This window comes from Halalkalibacter akibai JCM 9157 (assembly GCF_000513135.1).
Classification (GTDB): domain Bacteria; phylum Bacillota; class Bacilli; order Bacillales; family Bacillaceae_D; genus Halalkalibacter; species Halalkalibacter akibai.
The window spans coordinates 1-17,345 of sequence record NZ_BAUV01000010.1 but is presented as its reverse complement, the minus strand read 5'-3'; the positions used below and the strand labels follow the sequence as shown (position 1 = coordinate 17,345).

Below are 17,345 nucleotides of genomic sequence, written 5' to 3'. Positions count from 1 at the left end.
CCTACTTCTGTTCACCATGCTTACAAATTTTTTGTCCACATGTAGGACAAGTTCCCATTTCTAATAAACGATCTTGCAACTCTTTCTCTGCTTGTTCTTGTTCTTTTATTTGTTTTAGTTTGAAATGCTTCCCATCAACAATTCTCATTTGATAATCTTTTATTTGATTTTGAATTAATTGTAGTTTCTGGTGTTTCAAAGACAATCTTTCTATATGCTCGTGCTTAAGCTTTAAGGCATTCATATCAGGTAATTTCCTTTGAAAGTTTTGAACTTTTGACAACTGAATTTGATTTTGTTGTAGCCTTTGCTGATAAGCATAAAGAGTTTCCCTTTTGCTTTTTTGTTCCATAATGTTATTGATTTCGTGAATGTTCACCGAGTCTATAAAGGTCGTTTTCTTTAGTTGGTTTAACTGCTGGTCTATTGATGTTTGTAATTGTTTCATATAACTGCATGTTCTTTAAATTTTTGTACTTGTTTCACTTCATCTAGCAATCTCTCATAGTTCGAGCTTACAGTTCCTGTGTGTTGTGTTTTTTCAATCCAGTTATGGCAAATTTGAATAGAGCGTTTTAATTCGTCATTTCTTTGTTTTTTTTGTTTAAATATTAAAAAACGCTGAACCAATTGTTGTACTCGATTAAACCCTTCATCCCAATTGTCTACATCTTTGACTAACCTTTTTTTGGTTGATGCTAGCTCCTCTTCTTTCTTCATCTGAACCCACTTGGATTGTAACTTCACAAGCTTCTCTTTTCTTTTTAACATTGTTTTAACTTTTTCTATTCTTTGTTCAGAGCTTACTAGTTTATGTTGTAACTCACTTAAACCATTAAATGGCTCTAAATCACTGTTAAGTTGTTCAATGATTGCTTGTTCTTGCTTCATCTTGAGATTCAACTGAGAAAGATCCTTAGTTGTATCGCGAATAGCCATGTCTAAAAAATGAGCCCCGCTTATGCGACCTAGTGTTTTGGCACGGATTGAGCTAGTTTGTTCTAATAAGAAAGGACCATCTAGTTGCTGAGATAGATGAATCATTAATTCATTATCATGATCAATTCTCATCAACCCCATGCCATGAGATTCAATTACTTCCTCAGGAACATGAATCCCGAACCCTTCAAGAACTAGATCTTCATGTCCTGCTTTCTTAATCGTATACCTGTTTTTAGAACCAGTTCTCTCTCGAATGATAACCGTCTCGTTTTCGAAAGTGATCGACACTCTAACAAAGTCTCCTGATACTCGGATAAAATCCGTACCACGTGGTTGATTGTATAAAACCCAACGAATCCCTCTTAATATTGCTGTTTTCCCACTATCTGATTGTCCGACAATCACATTTAAACCGTCGCCAAATTCAATATATGTATCTAGATGAGATTGAAAGTTTTCTAGTCGGACAGCTTTAATGTTTTTCATACTCTTCATCCTTCCACATTTCCTCAACGACTGTCATTCTTCTAAGTGCCTCTTGCTTCACTTTTTCTTCTACATTTTTCAAAGAAGCAATTTCTAAGATAATATCACTCATATTAAGAGATTGAAATTGACTTGATTCTTTTACTTGCTGAACAAAACTATGAAGTTTTTCTTCTTGATGAACTGCTTTCTCAAGAAATGTTCGGTCTAAAACCGCTTCTCCCTTTAGTGCAACTTTAATCGGAACTTCTCTCAACAATATTTTTTCTTTGGCAACATCACCAATAATAACTTTCGGCATTCTACTCATTTCAGACCAATGATTATTTACTCGAGCTAATGCACCAGGATTACAAATAAATTTTCCATTTCGTTCTTTAATGCCAAAGCCACCATGAAAGTGCCCAGTAAATAAAATATCTGCTGTCGTACCCCAAATATGGTCTATCAGTGTATGAGGTACACCTTCTGGTAGTGCCTTTTCTACAAGCATACTATGGACCATATGAATGAGTACATCTGCTTCGGTTGCATTAGTTGGGTAATAGTCTAACTTAGGATCTCTTTGATCTAGGTCATAATGGTATGGTTGACCACTGATTTGAATTCTCAAACCATCCTTTTCAAATAATACTGGCTTTGTCTGATCAATCACAGTCATAATTCCAAACGAATCCATAAGTCCTAGCATCGTTCTTGAAATCGTTTCTGGATTGTGACCAAACGTGTCATGATTACCTGCTACTACGTATATCGGCATGTTTGCTTTCATCCAAATTTTTGCAAATTGCCCAACGACGTTTGGAGCTAAGTCTGGACGATCAAAAACATCTCCTCCATGTAAAATCATATCTACTTTTTCGGAATTAGCCAATTCAATGACTTCAACTAATTTAGCTTTTAACGTTTCTACATAAATATCTAAACGATTTTTGGGTGTTGTTCCACGTATATGTGTATCGGTCACATATAAAAACTTCAAAGTTCATAACTCCTTTTTATGTCCATTATTCTATCAACATTCTTACTTTATAAGAAACATATAAAAAAATAAATAAGCACCTCAAAAAAGGTGCTTATTTACCATTTTCATATAAAAGCCTTATTTTAAATCAAACGGAATTTCTTCTGGCTCATCTGTAGCTGGCACTTCAATTTCACCGTTAAGTCCGTGATGATCACGAATAAGTGTTTCAATCTGCTCAGCAAGATGTGCATTTTCCTTCAAAAATTGCTTTGAGTTTTCGCGACCTTGCCCTAAACGCTCTTCATTAAATGAATACCACGCACCACTTTTTTGAACGATATCAAGTTCAGCTGCAATATCCAAAATAGATCCTTCACGAGAGATTCCTTCTCCGTACATGATATCAACTTCAGCTACTCTAAATGGTGGCGCTACTTTATTTTTTACAACTTTTATCTTTGTTTTATTACCAACCATATCATTTCCTTGTTTTAACGTTTCTGCACGACGAACTTCAAGACGAACAGATGAATAGAATTTTAATGCACGGCCACCTGGTGTTGTTTCAGGATTACCAAACATAACCCCTACTTTTTCACGGATTTGGTTAATGAAGATGGCAATGGTTTTAGACTTATTAATAGCTCCTGAAAGCTTACGCAGAGCTTGCGACATTAAACGAGCCTGAAGTCCAACGTGGCTATCTCCCATATCTCCTTCAATTTCAGCTTTTGGTACAAGAGCCGCGACACTATCGATAACGATAATATCAACTGCTCCACTTCGTACAAGAGCTTCAGCAATTTCTAAAGCTTGCTCCCCGGTATCTGGTTGTGAAAGTAACAATTCATCAATGTTTACTCCTAGTTTCTGTGCGTAAACAGGATCAAGAGCGTGCTCAGCATCAATAAATGCAGCTTGACCACCATTACGTTGAACCTCAGCAATTGCATGAAGAGTTACAGTCGTTTTACCTGATGACTCCGGACCATATACTTCAATAACACGTCCCTTAGGATATCCGCCAACCCCAAGCGCAATATCTAATGCAAGAGCACCACTCGAAATGGTTGATACTCGTTGCTCAGCTTGTTCACCAAGCTTCATAATGGACCCTTTACCAAATTGTTTTTCGATTTGACGTAGTGCCATATCAAGGGCAGCCTTACGATCACTCATTAAAATCTCTCCTCTATAATAAAAAATATATATATAAAATTGGAAAAGCGAATCTATGTGTTTTGTTCTTTTCTATCATACCTTGTTTTTTCGCTTTTGCCAAGAGTTTTTACGAACATTTATTCGCTAAAATGGTTTAGGGAAATTAAGGGAATAAGAAGGAAATAAGAAAGAGTCAAAGAGGGTGAGACTCTTTCTTATTTAATAACTAACGACGTGTTGGAGTTGTCCTTTGTTCACGTGTAACAGGGCGTTCACGCTTTGGACGTGGTTTTGCAGGCTCTAGGTTAATTCTAGCTCCACTAATGCGTGAGTAACGAAGGGCTTCGTATACGAATGGAGCCGACTCCTCAGGAACTTCTACGAACGTAAAGTTTTCAAAAATATCAATTTTCCCAATTGCTTTTCCTGGGATGCCAACGAGTTCAGAAATAGCTTCAACTAGTATTTTCGGAGTCATGTTGACATTTCTACCTACATTGATAAAGAAACGAACCATTCCTTTTGCAGCACCAGTATCTCCAAAATTATAACCAGACTCTTCAGACGTTGTAGACGGAGAGAAATTTAGTTTTAAAAGTGCAGATACCACATCACGAGCAGGATACTCGTTAAGAATCTCTTCAACAAGAGGAGTAAATAGCTCTACTTCTTTTCCACCGTTCGTAATTGCATCTGCAATTAATTTCTTCCAGGAATTTTGTTGTTTCACAACCACTTCCTCAATAGTTGGAACATCCTGAGATGGAATAGTCATCTTTATCTCTTGTTCAATAGAACGTAAATGTTTCATCTCGCGAGGTGTAACTAGCGTTAAAGCTAAACCTTTACGACCTGCACGACCAGTCCGTCCAATCCGATGAACGTAACTTTCTGGATCTTGCGGAATATCATAATTTATGACATGAGTCACATTGTCAACATCAATACCCCGGGCGGCTACATCTGTAGCAATTAAAAATTCAATGGAAGAATCTCTGAATTTCTTCATGACAGCATCACGCTGAGACTGTGTTAAATCACCATGTAACCCATCAGCCAAATAACCGCGAGCTTGTAAAGCTTCAGCCAATTCTGCAACACCTTTTTTTGTGCGACAGAATAAGATTCCTAACTCAATGTCTTCACTATCAATAATTCGACACAGGGATTCAATTTTATTTCTTTCTAACACTTTATAGTACATTTGGTCAATTAAAGGAGCTGTTACTTCCCCTTTGTTAATGGTTACTACTTTTGGGGTAGTCATGTACTTATGCGATAACTTTCTAATTGCTTGAGGCATAGTAGCTGAGAATAATAGCGTTTGTCTTTCTGTATTCACTTGTGAAAGAATAGACTCAATGTCTTCAACAAATCCCATATCTAGCATTTCATCAGCTTCATCTAGGACGACCGTATGAACTCGGTCCAGTTTAAGTGTTTGACGTTTTAAATGATCAATAATTCTACCAGGTGTACCAATTACAACTTGAACACCCTGTTTTAAGGCACGTATTTGATGTCCTATCTGTTGACCTCCATAAATAGGAAGTGTTCGAATCGACTTATGTACAGACAACTTTTGTAATTCACCTGATACTTGAATCGCAAGCTCTCTAGTTGGAGTTAAAATTAAAGCTTGGACATAACGGTCAGAAGTAACTTTATCGACTACAGGAATTCCAAATGCAGCGGTTTTACCTGTTCCGGTTTGCGCTTGTCCAATCACATCTCCTCCCTCTAAAATAACTGGTATCGCTTTTTCTTGTATGGGAGATGGTTCTTCAAATCCCATGTCTTTAATTGCTCGTTTGATTGAATCTGAAATCTGAAAATCATTAAAATACGTTGTCATTCCGCTTTATTCCACCTTTTCAATTGGTTCAATAAATAAAAACATCCATATTTAATCGCACGGTCTCGAACCGCTTCTCGTCCACCGGCTAAGTTTAGTTGACAATACATAGGCTCTGCTGATAAACCAGCAATTCCAATGAACACTGTACCCGGCTCTTTGTTTTCCTGAGTACCTGGACCCGCCACACCAGTAAAACTAATAGCTATATCGGAATTTAATTTTTCTTTTGCTGAAGCGGCCATTTCAATGGCACATTCACTACTTATTACCCCATGTCGATCAATTACATCTTTCGACACACCTAAAACTGATTCCTTCACGTCCGTGGCATATGAAACCACTCCTCCTCTAAAAACAGAGGAAGCCCCTGAAAAAGAAGTGAGTAATCCTGAAAATTTACCACCAGTTAAACTTTCTGCTGTAGCTATCGTACAGCGTTTTTCATTCAATTGCAAAAAAAGCTGCTCCATCAATGAAGTATCATCATACCCATACATATACTCCCCGACACGATCCATGATAAGTGCTTCAGTTTCATCTAATAACCGGTTCTGCTCTTCTATATTTGAGTGCTTTACAGTTAATCTTAATGTTACTTCTCCTTCATTAGCTAATGGTGCGATTGTCGGGTTTGTTTGAGATTCAATCAAATCAAGTAAGTCTGTTTCAAGTTGAGACTCTCCAATACCAAAAAACCTTAAAACTCTAGAAGTGATTGATTCAATACCACCTATTTGGTTTATTAAATAAGGGAGTAATTCATTTAAAAACATAGGTTTCATTTCTTTAGGTGGTCCTGGCAATAAGATGAATTGACAGTCTTCAAACGAGGCTATCATACCTGGAGCCATGCCAAAATGATTTGCTAAAACCTGACTATCTTCTATAACCAACGCTTGTTTTCTATTGTTTTCAGACATCGGTTTATTTCGCTTTTTAAAATAGTTTTCAATATAATGAAGCGATTCCTGATGATAAACAAGCGGTTTCCCAATAAGGTCTGCAACTGATTCTTTGGTTAAATCGTCTTTCGTTGGACCTAATCCACCTGTCAAAATAACTAAATCTGATCTTGATCTAGCTTGTCTCAATGCCTCTGTTAAGCGTTTGGAGTTATCTCCAACCGTTGTTTGATAAAAAACATTTACTCCTATAATGGCAAGTTTTTGAGAGATGAAGGTTGCATTTGTATTTACAATTTGCCCGAGCAATAGTTCTGATCCCACAGAAATAATTTCAGCGTTCATTGTATCGACCGCCTTCTATTTTGATTTGAAAATAATATGTTGGTTTTTCTGGAAATACTCGATCCCTGATACGATTGTTAAAAACGTTGCTACCCATATAGCTATCATGTCAAAAGGTAAGGAGATTGCTTGGAATGGGAAATTATGTAACATTAAAGCTGATATTGCCACAATTTGAGTAATTGTTTTTAATTTCCCTAATTGGCTAGCTGCAATAACTGACCCATCTGCCGCAGCAACTAACCTGATGCCAGTGACTGCAAATTCACGACTAATAATGATAATCGCAATCCACGCTGCAAGAAGCTGTAATTCAACTAACGCAACTAATGCTGCGGTTATTAACAACTTATCTGCTAATGGATCTAAAAACTTACCTAAATTAGTAACTAGTTGATATTTTCTTGCTAGATAACCATCTAAAAAGTCAGTAACAGCCGCTATGATGAAAATAATTGCTCCGATCAAATGAGCAATCGGAATCACCGTACCTAAAAAATTCACGTCACCAAACGAAAAAGGCACTAATAGGAAAATCATAAATAATGGAATAAGAAAAATTCGAGAAATCGTTATTTTATTTGGTAAATTCAACAAGGTTCCCTTCCTTCATTCAGTGTAACATTTTAAAAACATTTACTTTCTCACTTTAAAATCTGATATTAAGACAGGTTATAAACATTGTACCATAATTAAGTCAAATTGATAAATTCAACCATTATTCAAATAAAAAAAGACTCCAGACTCACAAGGGACGAAATACTAAGTTCGGTTTCTGCTAAACACTAGCAGCTTGAACGTTTCGTTCGTCCCCGTGAGGACTTCTGAGTCTCTTTTTACTCTTCAGCTTCATCAATGATTATAATATCAACCTTTTGATGCGTTCTATCTAGAGGAAACTCAAACTCCTCACCGTTAATAAAGAAATCAACGTTTTGCGATGCACCAAAGTTAAAAACAATTCGTTCCTCCGCTGATAAATCAAGAGTTACTTTTTCCCCTGTTGGAGGTTGACCGCTATAAAATACTCTTCCCAAAGCATTTTTAACATCGATATATGAACTACCATTTAGTTCAATCAATACATCGGACAATTGTCCATCTTTCATTTCAAAGTAAGATGTATTGCCAGAGCTTTCAATAAAAGTCAAGGTGAAAGATGGTTCCGGCTCTGGTTCAACCTCTTCCTCTTCTACTTCATCTAGCTCTTCTGTTTCTTCGGTCCCTGTTTCTTCCTCAGACTCAGGTTCTTCAGGAATTCCAACTTCGTCTGCAAATTCTGCATCTAAGTTTTCACTATCATCTGGAGCAATGGCTCCGTCTTCCCTAGCTCCACTACCTTGAGCCATAATCCAAATCCCCACTACTACAGCTGTAATAAAGATTATTGCTGCGAGCGCTGGTAAGAACGAACTTTTCTTATTTCTTTTTTTGGGTGGCGTAACTGTTTTTGTACGTTCAGAACGTGATGGCAAAGTCACAGCTTCCCGTTGAGGATTTGGCAACTCGTTCTTATATTGATCAAACAATGGATCTGGATCTAATCCAATAGCTTCTGCATACGTTTTAACAAACGCTCTCGCATAGAAAATGCCCGGTAAAGTATCGAAGCGTCCTTCCTCAATCGCAATTAAATATCTTTTTTGAATTTTGGTCGTTTGTTGCAGGTCGTCTAATGATATACCCTTTTGCTCTCTTATTTCCTTTAAATGTTGACCTAATTCTGACAATCCTAACACCTACCTACACTCTTTAACTTATATCAAAAGAAGAAAAACCTGATTCTACTACCTCGTATGTAATTTCTTCCGAGTCATCATTCCGTAGCTCAATAATGCAATCAAAATCATCTAACTCGTACTCGGTTTCACGTACGAAAATATCTGGATGCTCAACCACTTTAACTGCTGGTAGCCTCATAATGTCACTGACAAGCATACGGTGTTTTTCTGTTGATCGCATCGTTGTTACAATTCCATCAATAATAAAAATATGATCTTCACTCATTTCATCTTCAGCAAGTGTACTTCTAACCGTTTGTCTGAGCAACGTTGAAGAAATAAACGACCATCTTTTATTTGCACAGACACTTGCTGCGACAACGGACTCGGTCTTCCCAACACGAGGCATCCCTCTAATACCTACTAGAAAATGTCCATCACGTTTAAATTGTTCAGCCATGAAATCAACAAGTAGTCCAAGTTCGGTTCGGATAAAACGAAATGTTTTCTTGTCATCAGCATCCCGCTCTATATAACGACCATGGCGTATCGCGAGCCGATCCCGTAATCTTGGTTCTCTCACTTTTATCACACTAATATCTTCTATTGTTTCCAAGATTGCCTGAAATCTAGCGACTTGGTCATCATTGGAGCTTCTAATAAGCATTCCACGTTTCATGTTGTCAACACCATTAATCGTAACAATGTTAATCGCTAACATCCCTAAGAGTGAAGAAATATCTCCAAGTAAACCAGGTCTATTATTATGTATTTGATATTCTAGATACCATTCCTTCAAACTCATTTACCTCACCCTTTGTATGTAAATAAGACATTGTATGCATCTTAACTATCATCATAATTGATTTTGAATGTAAATGAAAGAACTTTGTCGGAAATAATTGTCCATTGACAAAGATGAGTTTTCTAATAGTTCCCTTAATAACAGTTTGCTTCCTTTAAAGGAAATTATGTGTCGCCCATAAAGATAAAAAAACGTCGCGATACGCGACGTTTTCTTACAAACATTAACCTTCGTTTTGAACAAGTTTAACCATCATGTTTGCAATTGCGTGTTGCTCTTGCTCATCTGCTACTTTCCATAGCTCAGCTAAAACGCGCTCTTGCTCATTTTTCGGTTCAACTTGCTGCGCCAAATACTCACCAACTTGATAAGCAACATCAGACACAACACTTTGATTCATTCCTTCTTTTTGAGCTTGGTTTAAACGATCTCCAAGAAAATCTTTCCATTGATCCCAATTGTCAAGTACAGACATATTAAGCCCTCCCTTGTAATGTACTACGATCTTATTTTTTCAAATAAAAACAAGATTATTCATCATATAGCTTTTTTCATGTTATTTTCGTGATTTAACAATACCATGCTCCATTTACTGAAAGGATCTGTCCGTTTATGTAATTTGCTCGATTAGAGCTCAAAAATTCAACAGCATGAGCTACATCCCGAGGGTTCCAATTCGATTTGCTGGTATTTCTTCAGTCAGATCTATGAGAAAATCTTCGTTAAGCATGTTCGTATTAATCGCTCCTGGCGCGACTCCATTAACTTGGATTTGGCTTGGCGCTAACTCTTTAGCTAAACCTTTTACAAAGCTGTTTAACCCTCCTTTAGCGGCTGAATAAGTCACTTCACAAGAAGCACCAGTTAAGCCCCAAATAGACGATATAACAATGATTTTCCCGTGTTGTTTCGATATCATATTAGGCAGAAGGCTTCGAGTAATCTTCATTGGATTTAATAAATGGATATTCATGATATCTTTTATTTCTTGGTTTGTCATGTCAGTGAATAAACCAAAGTGTGATACGCCAGCATTATGAACAATAATATCAAATGAAATGTCGCTTGGAATTGCCCGCAGAAGTTGTTCATCACCTGCTTCTTTAGTTAAATCAGCTTGAATGACGTGAACAGTCGCTCCTTTTTCACGACATTCCTTTGCTGCATTCTTTATCTTTTCCAGACTCGTACTATAATGCAAAAAAAGAGAGCAGCTTGGAGATGCCAGCTCTCTTGCAATCGCAGAGCCAATTCCTCCTGATGCTCCCGTAATTAATATATTTTTCACGTTACTCTTCAAACCCCTCTGCTTTCACTTGACACACTGTGAATCGTTCAAATTGGAAGTGATCTTCAAGAACTTCTTGCAAATGATCTGCATTCAGACTCTCAAGCATAGAAACAACATCAAATAAATTCATGTTGTTAAATTCATACCTAGTAAACTGGTTTGCAATATACTCTGGTGAATTTAACGAACGAAGGAATGAACCAATTTTTTTCTTAATTGCACGATCTACTTGCGCACCCGTTAAATTTGTTTTCTTGAATTTTTCTACCATTTCTTTAATTCGATTAGAAAGCTTATCAGGATACATTGTATCCCCACCAATAATCGTAAAGCCAAAACCCTCCTCAGCAGAGTAATCAAAGGAGAATGAATCATCAATTAATCCTTCATCAAATAACGCCTGATAGTTATCGGAGCTTTGACCAAACATAAGATCCAGGAGAACATTTAAAGATAGCTCCCTTTTTAATAAATCATTACCTTGACGGGTAGCTCCTTTTTCTTTAAAGCCCATCAGACATTTAGGGGTTTGGACAGGCATTGAAATGACATGCTTTTCTTTAGCAACTGTATCTGGTTCATCATCAAAGAAACGTTTAATTTCTTCTGGCTTTGCGAACGTTTTATTAGATTGATTTTCTTTTACTTGTTCCATTACCTGATGTGGATCAACAGGCCCAGTAACAAACAAAAGCATGTTAGCTGGATGGTAAAAAGTTTCGTAACAAGTATACAATAAATCTTTCGTAATCTTTGAAATAGATTCAATAGTGCCAGCAATATCAATTTTTACAGGGTGAGTATGGAACATGTTCTCAATAACCCCAAAGTAAGCTCTCCAATCTGGGTTATCATCATACATCGTAATTTCTTGGTTGATAATGCCTTTTTCTTTCTCAACGTTTTCTTCTGTAAAATAAGGATGTTGAACAAAATCAATAAGAGTATCTAAGTTTTTTTCAACATTTGTTGTGCTCGAAAATAAATAGGCCGTCCTAGTGAAACTAGTAAAAGCGTTAGCAGATGCACCTTGTTTACTAAAATCTTGGAACACATCTCCCTCTTCTTCCTCAAACATTTTGTGTTCCAAAAAGTGAGCGATCCCATCAGGAACTTTAAGCACCTCATCTTTTCCAAGAGGAGTGAATTGTTGGTCAATAGAACCATATTTAGTCGTAAAGGTAGCAAACGTTTTGTTAAAACCTTCTTTTGGAAGAACGTATACGTCTAAGCCATTATCGAGCTTTTCGTGATAAAGAGTTTCTTCTACTTGAGAGAATTGAACTGGTTTCATTTGTTCTCCTCCTTACCTGTTAAAAAATAAATTGTATCCAAACGAACTTTTTGAGCGACATTTACAATATCCTCTTTTGTAACAGCATCAATTTCAGTCATCCATTCGCTAATTGAACGCTTTTTGCCACTCACAACTTGATGGTAGGATATTTCAACTAACCCTCTTGCAACATCTGCCGTTTCTAATATTTGGTTTTTAAGCATCGCTTTTGTTTGTTCAACTTCAGCATCAGTAAAGTCACCTTTTTTCATTGCTTCAAACTGTTCTTTAATAATTTCAACAGCGCGATCATATTTATTGAATTCGATTCCAGACATGACCATGAGAATTCCTTTATGACTCTCATATCTTGATGCAGCGTAGTAAGCTAAACTTTCTTTTTCACGAACATTAATAAAAAGTTTTGAATGTGAAAACGCACCATAAAGTCCATTGCACACCTGCATGGCAACATAGTCATCATCGCCATAAGTAGTATAAGTTCTAAATCCCATGTGCAGTTTCCCTTGCTTCACATCCTGTTCTTCATTCACAATTTTAACGTCAACGATCTCAGGACTAGCTGTTGTCTTCGTTGAAGTAACAGAATTCGCTTCAGCCAATTTTTGAAACTTAGAAGAAACTAATTCTACCGCTTGACGGTCATCTATGGCTCCAACCATATACAAATCAAATTGATTTGATGCTAATACTTCTTTGTAATAGTTAAACATCGTTTCAGGTGTGATTGAATCAACTTCTTCTTCTTGACCAAAAGCAGTTAGGGCAAATGGCTCATTCGTACACATCTCTTCTGTTACACGCACATTAGCATAACGCATTTTGTCATCATAAACGGATTGAATCCGTTGTTTAAGAGAGCGCTTTTCGCTTTCGACAACAGATTTTGAGAATGAATTACCTTCTAGATTCGGTTCGAAAACTACTTCAGCTAACAACTCAATGGCTTGTTCAAATAAAGGTGTGGAGTCCGTTAAAAACCGTTCATTCGCAACATCCAAACGAATAGTAATAACGTGTTCTTCACCTTTTTTTTGAACATCCGTTGCAAGCATAGCCCCATACATGTCATCAAGACGTTCACGCAATTGCTTTCTAGTTGGACTTTTTGCCGTACCATTTTGTAATAAGTGCGGAAGTAATGCCCGCATTGCCACCGTTTCTTTTGTTAGCGGTGCTTTTATCATTAAAATAAGTGAATTGGTTTTATATTTACTTGTTTTCATGGAATGAACTGTTAACCCTTTTAATTCATGAACAGTTTCCGCTAATTGCTCCACGCTCATCATCTCCTTTACCAATCTTACATAGGTTATGCTTATACTCTTTTTCTTACTACGTGAAACTTAAATTTATCTGCACGAAAATAGTTTAAAGAATATAATAAAGGTTGTTCTGACTGATCATAGTGCATTTGCTTTAGTAACAACAATGACGATCCTGGATCACACTCTAATATCTCAGATACATGATCATGATAGCCAATTGGTTCAATATAAGTAACAGCATAAGTAATATCTCGACCTAGTTCCTCTAAAAAACGAAAAATTGATTTTGTTTCATGTATGGAATGGTTTTTAACAAGATCATTTGGAATCTTATCCAAACAGTAGACAACAGGAGAACCATCTGCTGTTCTTACACGTTCAATCTCCATCATCTCAGTAATATTTTCGTTCGAAAATTTTCTACGATCATCCTCTGTTGCTTCTTTAACGGAAGATGATAAAAAGATGGTACCAGGTTGCATGTTCGCCTTTACAATCATATCTGTGACACTATATAGCTCCTCAATCCCTGCTGAAAAAAGTGGTTTCGAATGAACAAAGGTTCCCACTCCATGCCTACGTACAACTACTCCTTCTTCTTCTAGAAGACGTAATGCTTCCCTTAAGGTAGCACGACTAACTCCTAAAATTTTAGAAAGTTCAAATTCAGAGGGGAGTTTCTCCCCTTCTTCATAAACTTTTTGATCAATATCGTCTTTGATACGATCTATTACTTGTAAATACAATGGTCTGTGGTCTGCTTTAATCACACTCTGCACCCCTTTTGCACAATCCCTTCATTATGAGGAAGCCTCATCTTCTCTCGGTTTATCAACAAGAACTTCTCTCGGTTTACTTCCTTCATAAGGGCCAACAATACCCCGGACTTCCATTTCATCAATTAATCTAGCTGCTCTTGTATATCCAATTCTAAATCTTCTTTGTAACATTGATACGGAGGCGGTGTTTAGTTCCATTACTAATTCTACTGCGGAATCATATAAATCATCCTCTACCTTTTCTGTTACAACTTGTTCTTCAGAAGGAGCCATCTCTTCTTGATATTGAGCTTTTTGTTGCGAAATAACAAAGTTCACTACCTCTTCTACTTCACCATCTGAAAGAAATGCCCCTTGTATTCGTTTAGGCTTTGTTGCCCCAACCGGCATGTAAAGCATATCTCCTCTTCCTAAAAGTTTCTCTGCTCCACCAGAATCTAAAATGGTACGCGAATCAATTTGGGATGAGACTCCAAACGCTATTCTAGACGGAATATTCGCTTTAATTACACCTGTAATAACGTCAACAGATGGACGTTGTGTTGCAATAATCATGTGAATTCCTGCTGCACGAGCCATTTGAGCCAACCTAGCAATAGAATCTTCTACATCGCCAGAAGCAACCATCATTAGATCAGCTAACTCGTCCACAATAACAACAATATACGGCAAAAGTGGTTGTTTTGCTTCCTCTTCTTCATTTTGGCGTTTTACTAGATCATTATACCCTTCGATATTTCTAGTCCCGCTATGAGAGAATAAGTCGTAACGTCTTTCCATCTCTGCTACCACTTTTTTCAAAGCCTGAGATGCTTTTTTAGGTTCGGTCACAACCGGTGTTAACAAATGCGGTATTCCATTATAAATGGTTAATTCAACCATTTTAGGATCAATCATCATTAATTTAACTTCATGTGGTTTTGCATTCAATAAAATACTCGTAATGATTCCGTTAATACAAACACTCTTACCACTCCCTGTTGCACCAGCAACAAGTAAGTGAGGCATTTTATTCAGATGTGCAAAAACAGGTTCACCTGAAATATCCCTTCCCAGTCCGACCGCAAGCACGCTTTTATCACTCGCTCCTTCTGGAGAATCAAGCACCTCTCGAAGAGTTACAATAGCCACCTCTTGATTAGGAACTTCGATTCCAATTGCCGATTTACCAGGAATCGGTGCTTCAATCCGTATATCCTTGGCCGCTAGAGCTAAAGCTAAGTCATCAGCCAAATTAACAATCTTACTAACTTTAACACCTACACTTGGATTTACTTCATACTTAGTCACTGCAGGACCTAAATGAACTTTTGAGACCCTAGCCTTAACACCAAAACTTTCTAGTGTATCCTCTAACTTCTTAGCATTAGCGGTTAAGTGTCTTTTCTCATTAATTTGACTCGGATTATTTGGTAGTTTCAATATGTCAACACTAGGTAGTTTGTAAGCTTCGTTTGTTTCTGTGGCAGTAACTGTTACAAGAGGCGTTTGCACATCTTCTTCTTGTCCATCATCTTGCGTGTCTTTCTGTTTTGTCACTTCTTTCTTCTGTTCGGGCTCTCTATAAGCTTTTTGAGTAAAGTCAACAATTTCTGGTTCTATCTTGTCTATTAATTCTTGATCAGAATCAACATTCTCATTAGCCTTGCTTTCCTCAACTAGAGCTTTTTTCCTTGCTTTTTGAACTTCTCTTTCTTCTTGGATACGCTCTGTAGCCTTCTCTTTCACCAATTTTAGTTCTTGTATCAGACTACTAAATGTATCAAGAGTAAATAAATAAAATTTTCTTATAGCTTTACCGAGAAGTTCAGAAATTGACTTACCTGTTAGTAATATAAAGCCAATGATAAACAAGACAAAACATAAGAAATACGTTCCCATCTCCGCAAATAAAAAATGACTAATTGCAAAAGCAATAGAACCAATCATCCCCCCTCCTAAATCAGAAGGCGGAGTTTCTCCTCTCATTTCCATCCAAAATAAATGCCATGTGTTACGAATTACGGATTGGTCTTGAAATCCTTCTTTTCCACTTAGTTGATGGAAAAGACCCACGTGACTAAATAAAACAAATGAAAGAATAATTACATATAATCCAGATATTCTCCGAGACCACAACTTCGGATTCTGTCTTTTAATCATTATGTATAAAGAAATGACTAATAAACCAATTGCTAAAACAATAAACCATTCACCTAGAAAGAATCTAAAAAGTCTTACAAATGTTTCGCCAACACTACCTAATCTTGCAAAAGTTACAACGGCAATGACTAGTAGACCGAGACCAATTAATTCATACGTAAGCTGTGACTTCCACTCGGTTTTTCTTTTTTTCTTACGCCTTGCCATACAATTTCACCCTTTACTACTGTATCTAACCAACCTATACAAGAAGCAGCCAAAATAGGCTGCTTCGACCACGCTTGGATGAAATTAATTATATCATAAGAAATTGCCAGTCTACATAACTAAAGTTGCGGTTTTGCTTGAATTATCGAACCCGGTGCATATTTTTCATCAAGATAATTCATGGCATTCCCACTTAATAACCGAACAATACGATATTGAGTATGATTAATTTGTTCAACGACTAAATGCCCTGCTTCACAAGATATGACTTGTTGCGATGTCCAATTTTGTTCTTCTTCAGGAAAGATATACTCATGGGGCATCATCGTATAAAGAATCATTGAACTACATCTCCTTGTTGGCTTGATTTATTTTGATCTATTAATTGATTTAATTTTTTAAGGGCTTGCCCTATTCCGCCAACTTCATTGATTAAACCATATTTTACTGCATCCGTACCGACAACATTTGTTCCAATATCTCTTGTTAAATTCCCTTTAGAAAACATTAGTTCTTTGAACTTATCCTCAGTGATCGTGGAGTGCTTCGTTACGAAGTTGATGACACGATCCTGCATTTTATCAAGATATTCAAACGTTTGAGGTACTCCTATAACTAAACCAGTTAATCTGACAGGGTGAATCGTCATCGTTGCTGTCTCCGCAATAAAAGAGTGATTTGCTGCTACAGCAATTGGCACACCTATCGAATGACCTCCCCCTAAAACAAGTGTGACAGATGGTTTAGACATGGAAGCAATCATCTCAGAAATAGCCAGGCCTGCTTCTACATCTCCACCAACGGTATTTAATACTAGTAACAATCCTTCAATTTTAGGGTTTTGCTCTATAGCAACTAGCTGCGGAATTATATGTTCATATTTAGTCGTTTTATTTTGTGGTGGTAGTTGCATATGCCCTTCTATTTGCCCCACAACTGTCATACAGTGAATGTTTGATTGTCCCATATCAGGTACATTCGTTTGACCTAGTTCTTGAATTTTCTCTATGATTCCTGAACCTTTATTATCTTTTTGTGGTGGCGCGGAAGGCGCTGGTTGTTGTTCTGGGTTCGGATTATCCATCGTCATTCACAACTTCCTCCTTTTACATATCTAGGAGTAGTATGAACTTGTTGTGCTTATTTCATCCAACTACAGTTATGTTTTTTAAGT

General features: G+C 37.0%; 16 protein-coding genes and 1 pseudogene. All 17 read right to left on the bottom strand.

Going from position 1 to position 17,345, the window contains the following annotated elements:
- Window position 1: 1 nt before the first annotated feature.
- The 17 genes and pseudogenes from JCM9157_RS07995 to JCM9157_RS07915 all read right to left on the bottom strand — a co-directional run bounded on the left by JCM9157_RS07995 (window position 2) and on the right by JCM9157_RS07915 (window position 17,255).
- Window positions 2–448 carry a hypothetical protein gene (locus JCM9157_RS07995; RefSeq protein WP_035663685.1) on the bottom strand — a complete coding sequence of 149 codons (447 nt, stop codon included), beginning with the start codon at window positions 446–448 and terminating at the stop codon, window positions 2–4.
- Window positions 445–1,428 carry an AAA family ATPase gene (locus tag JCM9157_RS07990; protein WP_052013019.1) on the bottom strand — a complete coding sequence of 328 codons (984 nt, stop codon included), beginning with the start codon at window positions 1,426–1,428 and terminating at the stop codon, window positions 445–447. Before JCM9157_RS07990 ends, JCM9157_RS07995 begins: the two co-directional genes overlap by 4 nt.
- Complete coding sequence (locus tag JCM9157_RS07985) at window positions 1,415–2,410, bottom strand: metallophosphoesterase family protein (protein ID WP_035663683.1); 996 nt, start codon at window positions 2,408–2,410, stop codon at window positions 1,415–1,417. Before JCM9157_RS07985 ends, JCM9157_RS07990 begins: the two co-directional genes overlap by 14 nt.
- Window positions 2,411–2,530: 120 nt before the next feature.
- Window positions 2,531–3,574, bottom strand: a complete 1,044-nt coding sequence (gene recA / locus JCM9157_RS07980; protein ID WP_035663682.1) for a recombinase RecA — start codon at window positions 3,572–3,574, stop codon at window positions 2,531–2,533.
- 208 nt (window positions 3,575–3,782) lie between these two features.
- Complete coding sequence (locus tag JCM9157_RS07975; protein ID WP_052013018.1) at window positions 3,783–5,411, bottom strand: DEAD/DEAH box helicase; 1,629 nt, start codon at window positions 5,409–5,411, stop codon at window positions 3,783–3,785.
- On the bottom strand, window positions 5,408–6,661 hold the full coding sequence (locus JCM9157_RS07970) for a competence/damage-inducible protein A (RefSeq protein ID WP_035663680.1): 1,254 nt from the start codon (window positions 6,659–6,661) through the stop codon (window positions 5,408–5,410). Before JCM9157_RS07970 ends, JCM9157_RS07975 begins: the two co-directional genes overlap by 4 nt.
- A gap of 15 nt (window positions 6,662–6,676) precedes the next feature.
- Complete coding sequence (pgsA, locus tag JCM9157_RS07965) at window positions 6,677–7,255, bottom strand: CDP-diacylglycerol--glycerol-3-phosphate 3-phosphatidyltransferase (protein ID WP_035663677.1); 579 nt, start codon at window positions 7,253–7,255, stop codon at window positions 6,677–6,679.
- A gap of 242 nt (window positions 7,256–7,497) precedes the next feature.
- Window positions 7,498–8,400, bottom strand: coding sequence for a helix-turn-helix domain-containing protein (locus JCM9157_RS07960; RefSeq protein WP_235714855.1), 903 nt, complete (start codon window positions 8,398–8,400; stop codon window positions 7,498–7,500).
- 13 nt (window positions 8,401–8,413) lie between these two features.
- Window positions 8,414–9,187: a DUF3388 domain-containing protein gene (locus JCM9157_RS07955; protein WP_035663675.1), complete on the bottom strand. Its 774-nt coding sequence runs from the start codon at window positions 9,185–9,187 to the stop codon at window positions 8,414–8,416.
- A gap of 223 nt (window positions 9,188–9,410) precedes the next feature.
- The gene (locus JCM9157_RS07950) at window positions 9,411–9,662 is read right to left on the bottom strand and encodes a DUF3243 domain-containing protein (RefSeq protein ID WP_035663673.1); all 252 of its coding nucleotides are present in this window, start codon (window positions 9,660–9,662) and stop codon (window positions 9,411–9,413) included.
- Window positions 9,663–9,756: 94 nt separating this feature from the next.
- Window positions 9,757–10,475 (bottom strand): annotated as a pseudogene (ymfI, locus tag JCM9157_RS07945) (elongation factor P 5-aminopentanone reductase).
- Window position 10,476: 1 nt separating this feature from the next.
- Window positions 10,477–11,772 carry an EF-P 5-aminopentanol modification-associated protein YfmH gene (gene yfmH / locus JCM9157_RS07940; protein WP_035663671.1) on the bottom strand — a complete coding sequence of 432 codons (1,296 nt, stop codon included), beginning with the start codon at window positions 11,770–11,772 and terminating at the stop codon, window positions 10,477–10,479.
- Window positions 11,769–13,061 carry an EF-P 5-aminopentanol modification-associated protein YfmF gene (gene yfmF / locus JCM9157_RS07935; protein ID WP_035663670.1) on the bottom strand — a complete coding sequence of 431 codons (1,293 nt, stop codon included), beginning with the start codon at window positions 13,059–13,061 and terminating at the stop codon, window positions 11,769–11,771. The genes yfmH and yfmF overlap by 4 nt, the downstream gene beginning before the upstream one ends.
- Window positions 13,062–13,093: 32 nt before the next feature.
- Entirely contained in the window at window positions 13,094–13,813 is a 720-nt protein-coding gene (locus JCM9157_RS07930) for a GntR family transcriptional regulator (protein ID WP_035663668.1), read from the bottom strand.
- A gap of 30 nt (window positions 13,814–13,843) precedes the next feature.
- Complete coding sequence (locus tag JCM9157_RS07925) at window positions 13,844–16,171, bottom strand: FtsK/SpoIIIE family DNA translocase (protein WP_035663666.1); 2,328 nt, start codon at window positions 16,169–16,171, stop codon at window positions 13,844–13,846.
- Window positions 16,172–16,290: 119 nt separating this feature from the next.
- The gene (locus JCM9157_RS07920; protein ID WP_035663665.1) at window positions 16,291–16,512 is read right to left on the bottom strand and encodes a YlzJ-like family protein; all 222 of its coding nucleotides are present in this window, start codon (window positions 16,510–16,512) and stop codon (window positions 16,291–16,293) included.
- Window positions 16,509–17,255 carry a ClpP family protease gene (locus JCM9157_RS07915; RefSeq protein WP_035663819.1) on the bottom strand — a complete coding sequence of 249 codons (747 nt, stop codon included), beginning with the start codon at window positions 17,253–17,255 and terminating at the stop codon, window positions 16,509–16,511. Before JCM9157_RS07915 ends, JCM9157_RS07920 begins: the two co-directional genes overlap by 4 nt.
- Window positions 17,256–17,345: the final 90 nt, after the last annotated feature.

What these genes read in the sequence shown, in the direction of transcription:
- JCM9157_RS07995 (WP_035663685.1), bottom strand. Translation starts at nt 448, where the DNA reads ATGAAACAATTACAAACATCAATAGACCAGCAGTTAAACCAACTAAAG.
- JCM9157_RS07990 (WP_052013019.1), bottom strand. Translation starts at nt 1,428, where the DNA reads ATGAAAAACATTAAAGCTGTCCGACTAGAAAACTTTCAATCTCATCTA.
- recA (WP_035663682.1), bottom strand. Translation starts at nt 3,574, where the DNA reads ATGAGTGATCGTAAGGCTGCCCTTGATATGGCACTACGTCAAATCGAA.
- JCM9157_RS07975 (WP_052013018.1), bottom strand. Translation starts at nt 5,411, where the DNA reads ATGACAACGTATTTTAATGATTTTCAGATTTCAGATTCAATCAAACGA.
- JCM9157_RS07970 (WP_035663680.1), bottom strand. Translation starts at nt 6,661, where the DNA reads ATGAACGCTGAAATTATTTCTGTGGGATCAGAACTATTGCTCGGGCAA.
- JCM9157_RS07955 (WP_035663675.1), bottom strand. Translation starts at nt 9,187, where the DNA reads ATGAGTTTGAAGGAATGGTATCTAGAATATCAAATACATAATAATAGA.
- JCM9157_RS07950 (WP_035663673.1), bottom strand. Translation starts at nt 9,662, where the DNA reads ATGTCTGTACTTGACAATTGGGATCAATGGAAAGATTTTCTTGGAGAT.
- yfmH (WP_035663671.1), bottom strand. Translation starts at nt 11,772, where the DNA reads ATGAAACCAGTTCAATTCTCTCAAGTAGAAGAAACTCTTTATCACGAA.
- yfmF (WP_035663670.1), bottom strand. Translation starts at nt 13,061, where the DNA reads ATGAGCGTGGAGCAATTAGCGGAAACTGTTCATGAATTAAAAGGGTTA.
- JCM9157_RS07925 (WP_035663666.1), bottom strand. Translation starts at nt 16,171, where the DNA reads ATGGCAAGGCGTAAGAAAAAAAGAAAAACCGAGTGGAAGTCACAGCTT.
- JCM9157_RS07920 (WP_035663665.1), bottom strand. Translation starts at nt 16,512, where the DNA reads ATGATTCTTTATACGATGATGCCCCATGAGTATATCTTTCCTGAAGAA.
- JCM9157_RS07915 (WP_035663819.1), bottom strand. Translation starts at nt 17,255, where the DNA reads ATGGATAATCCGAACCCAGAACAACAACCAGCGCCTTCCGCGCCACCA.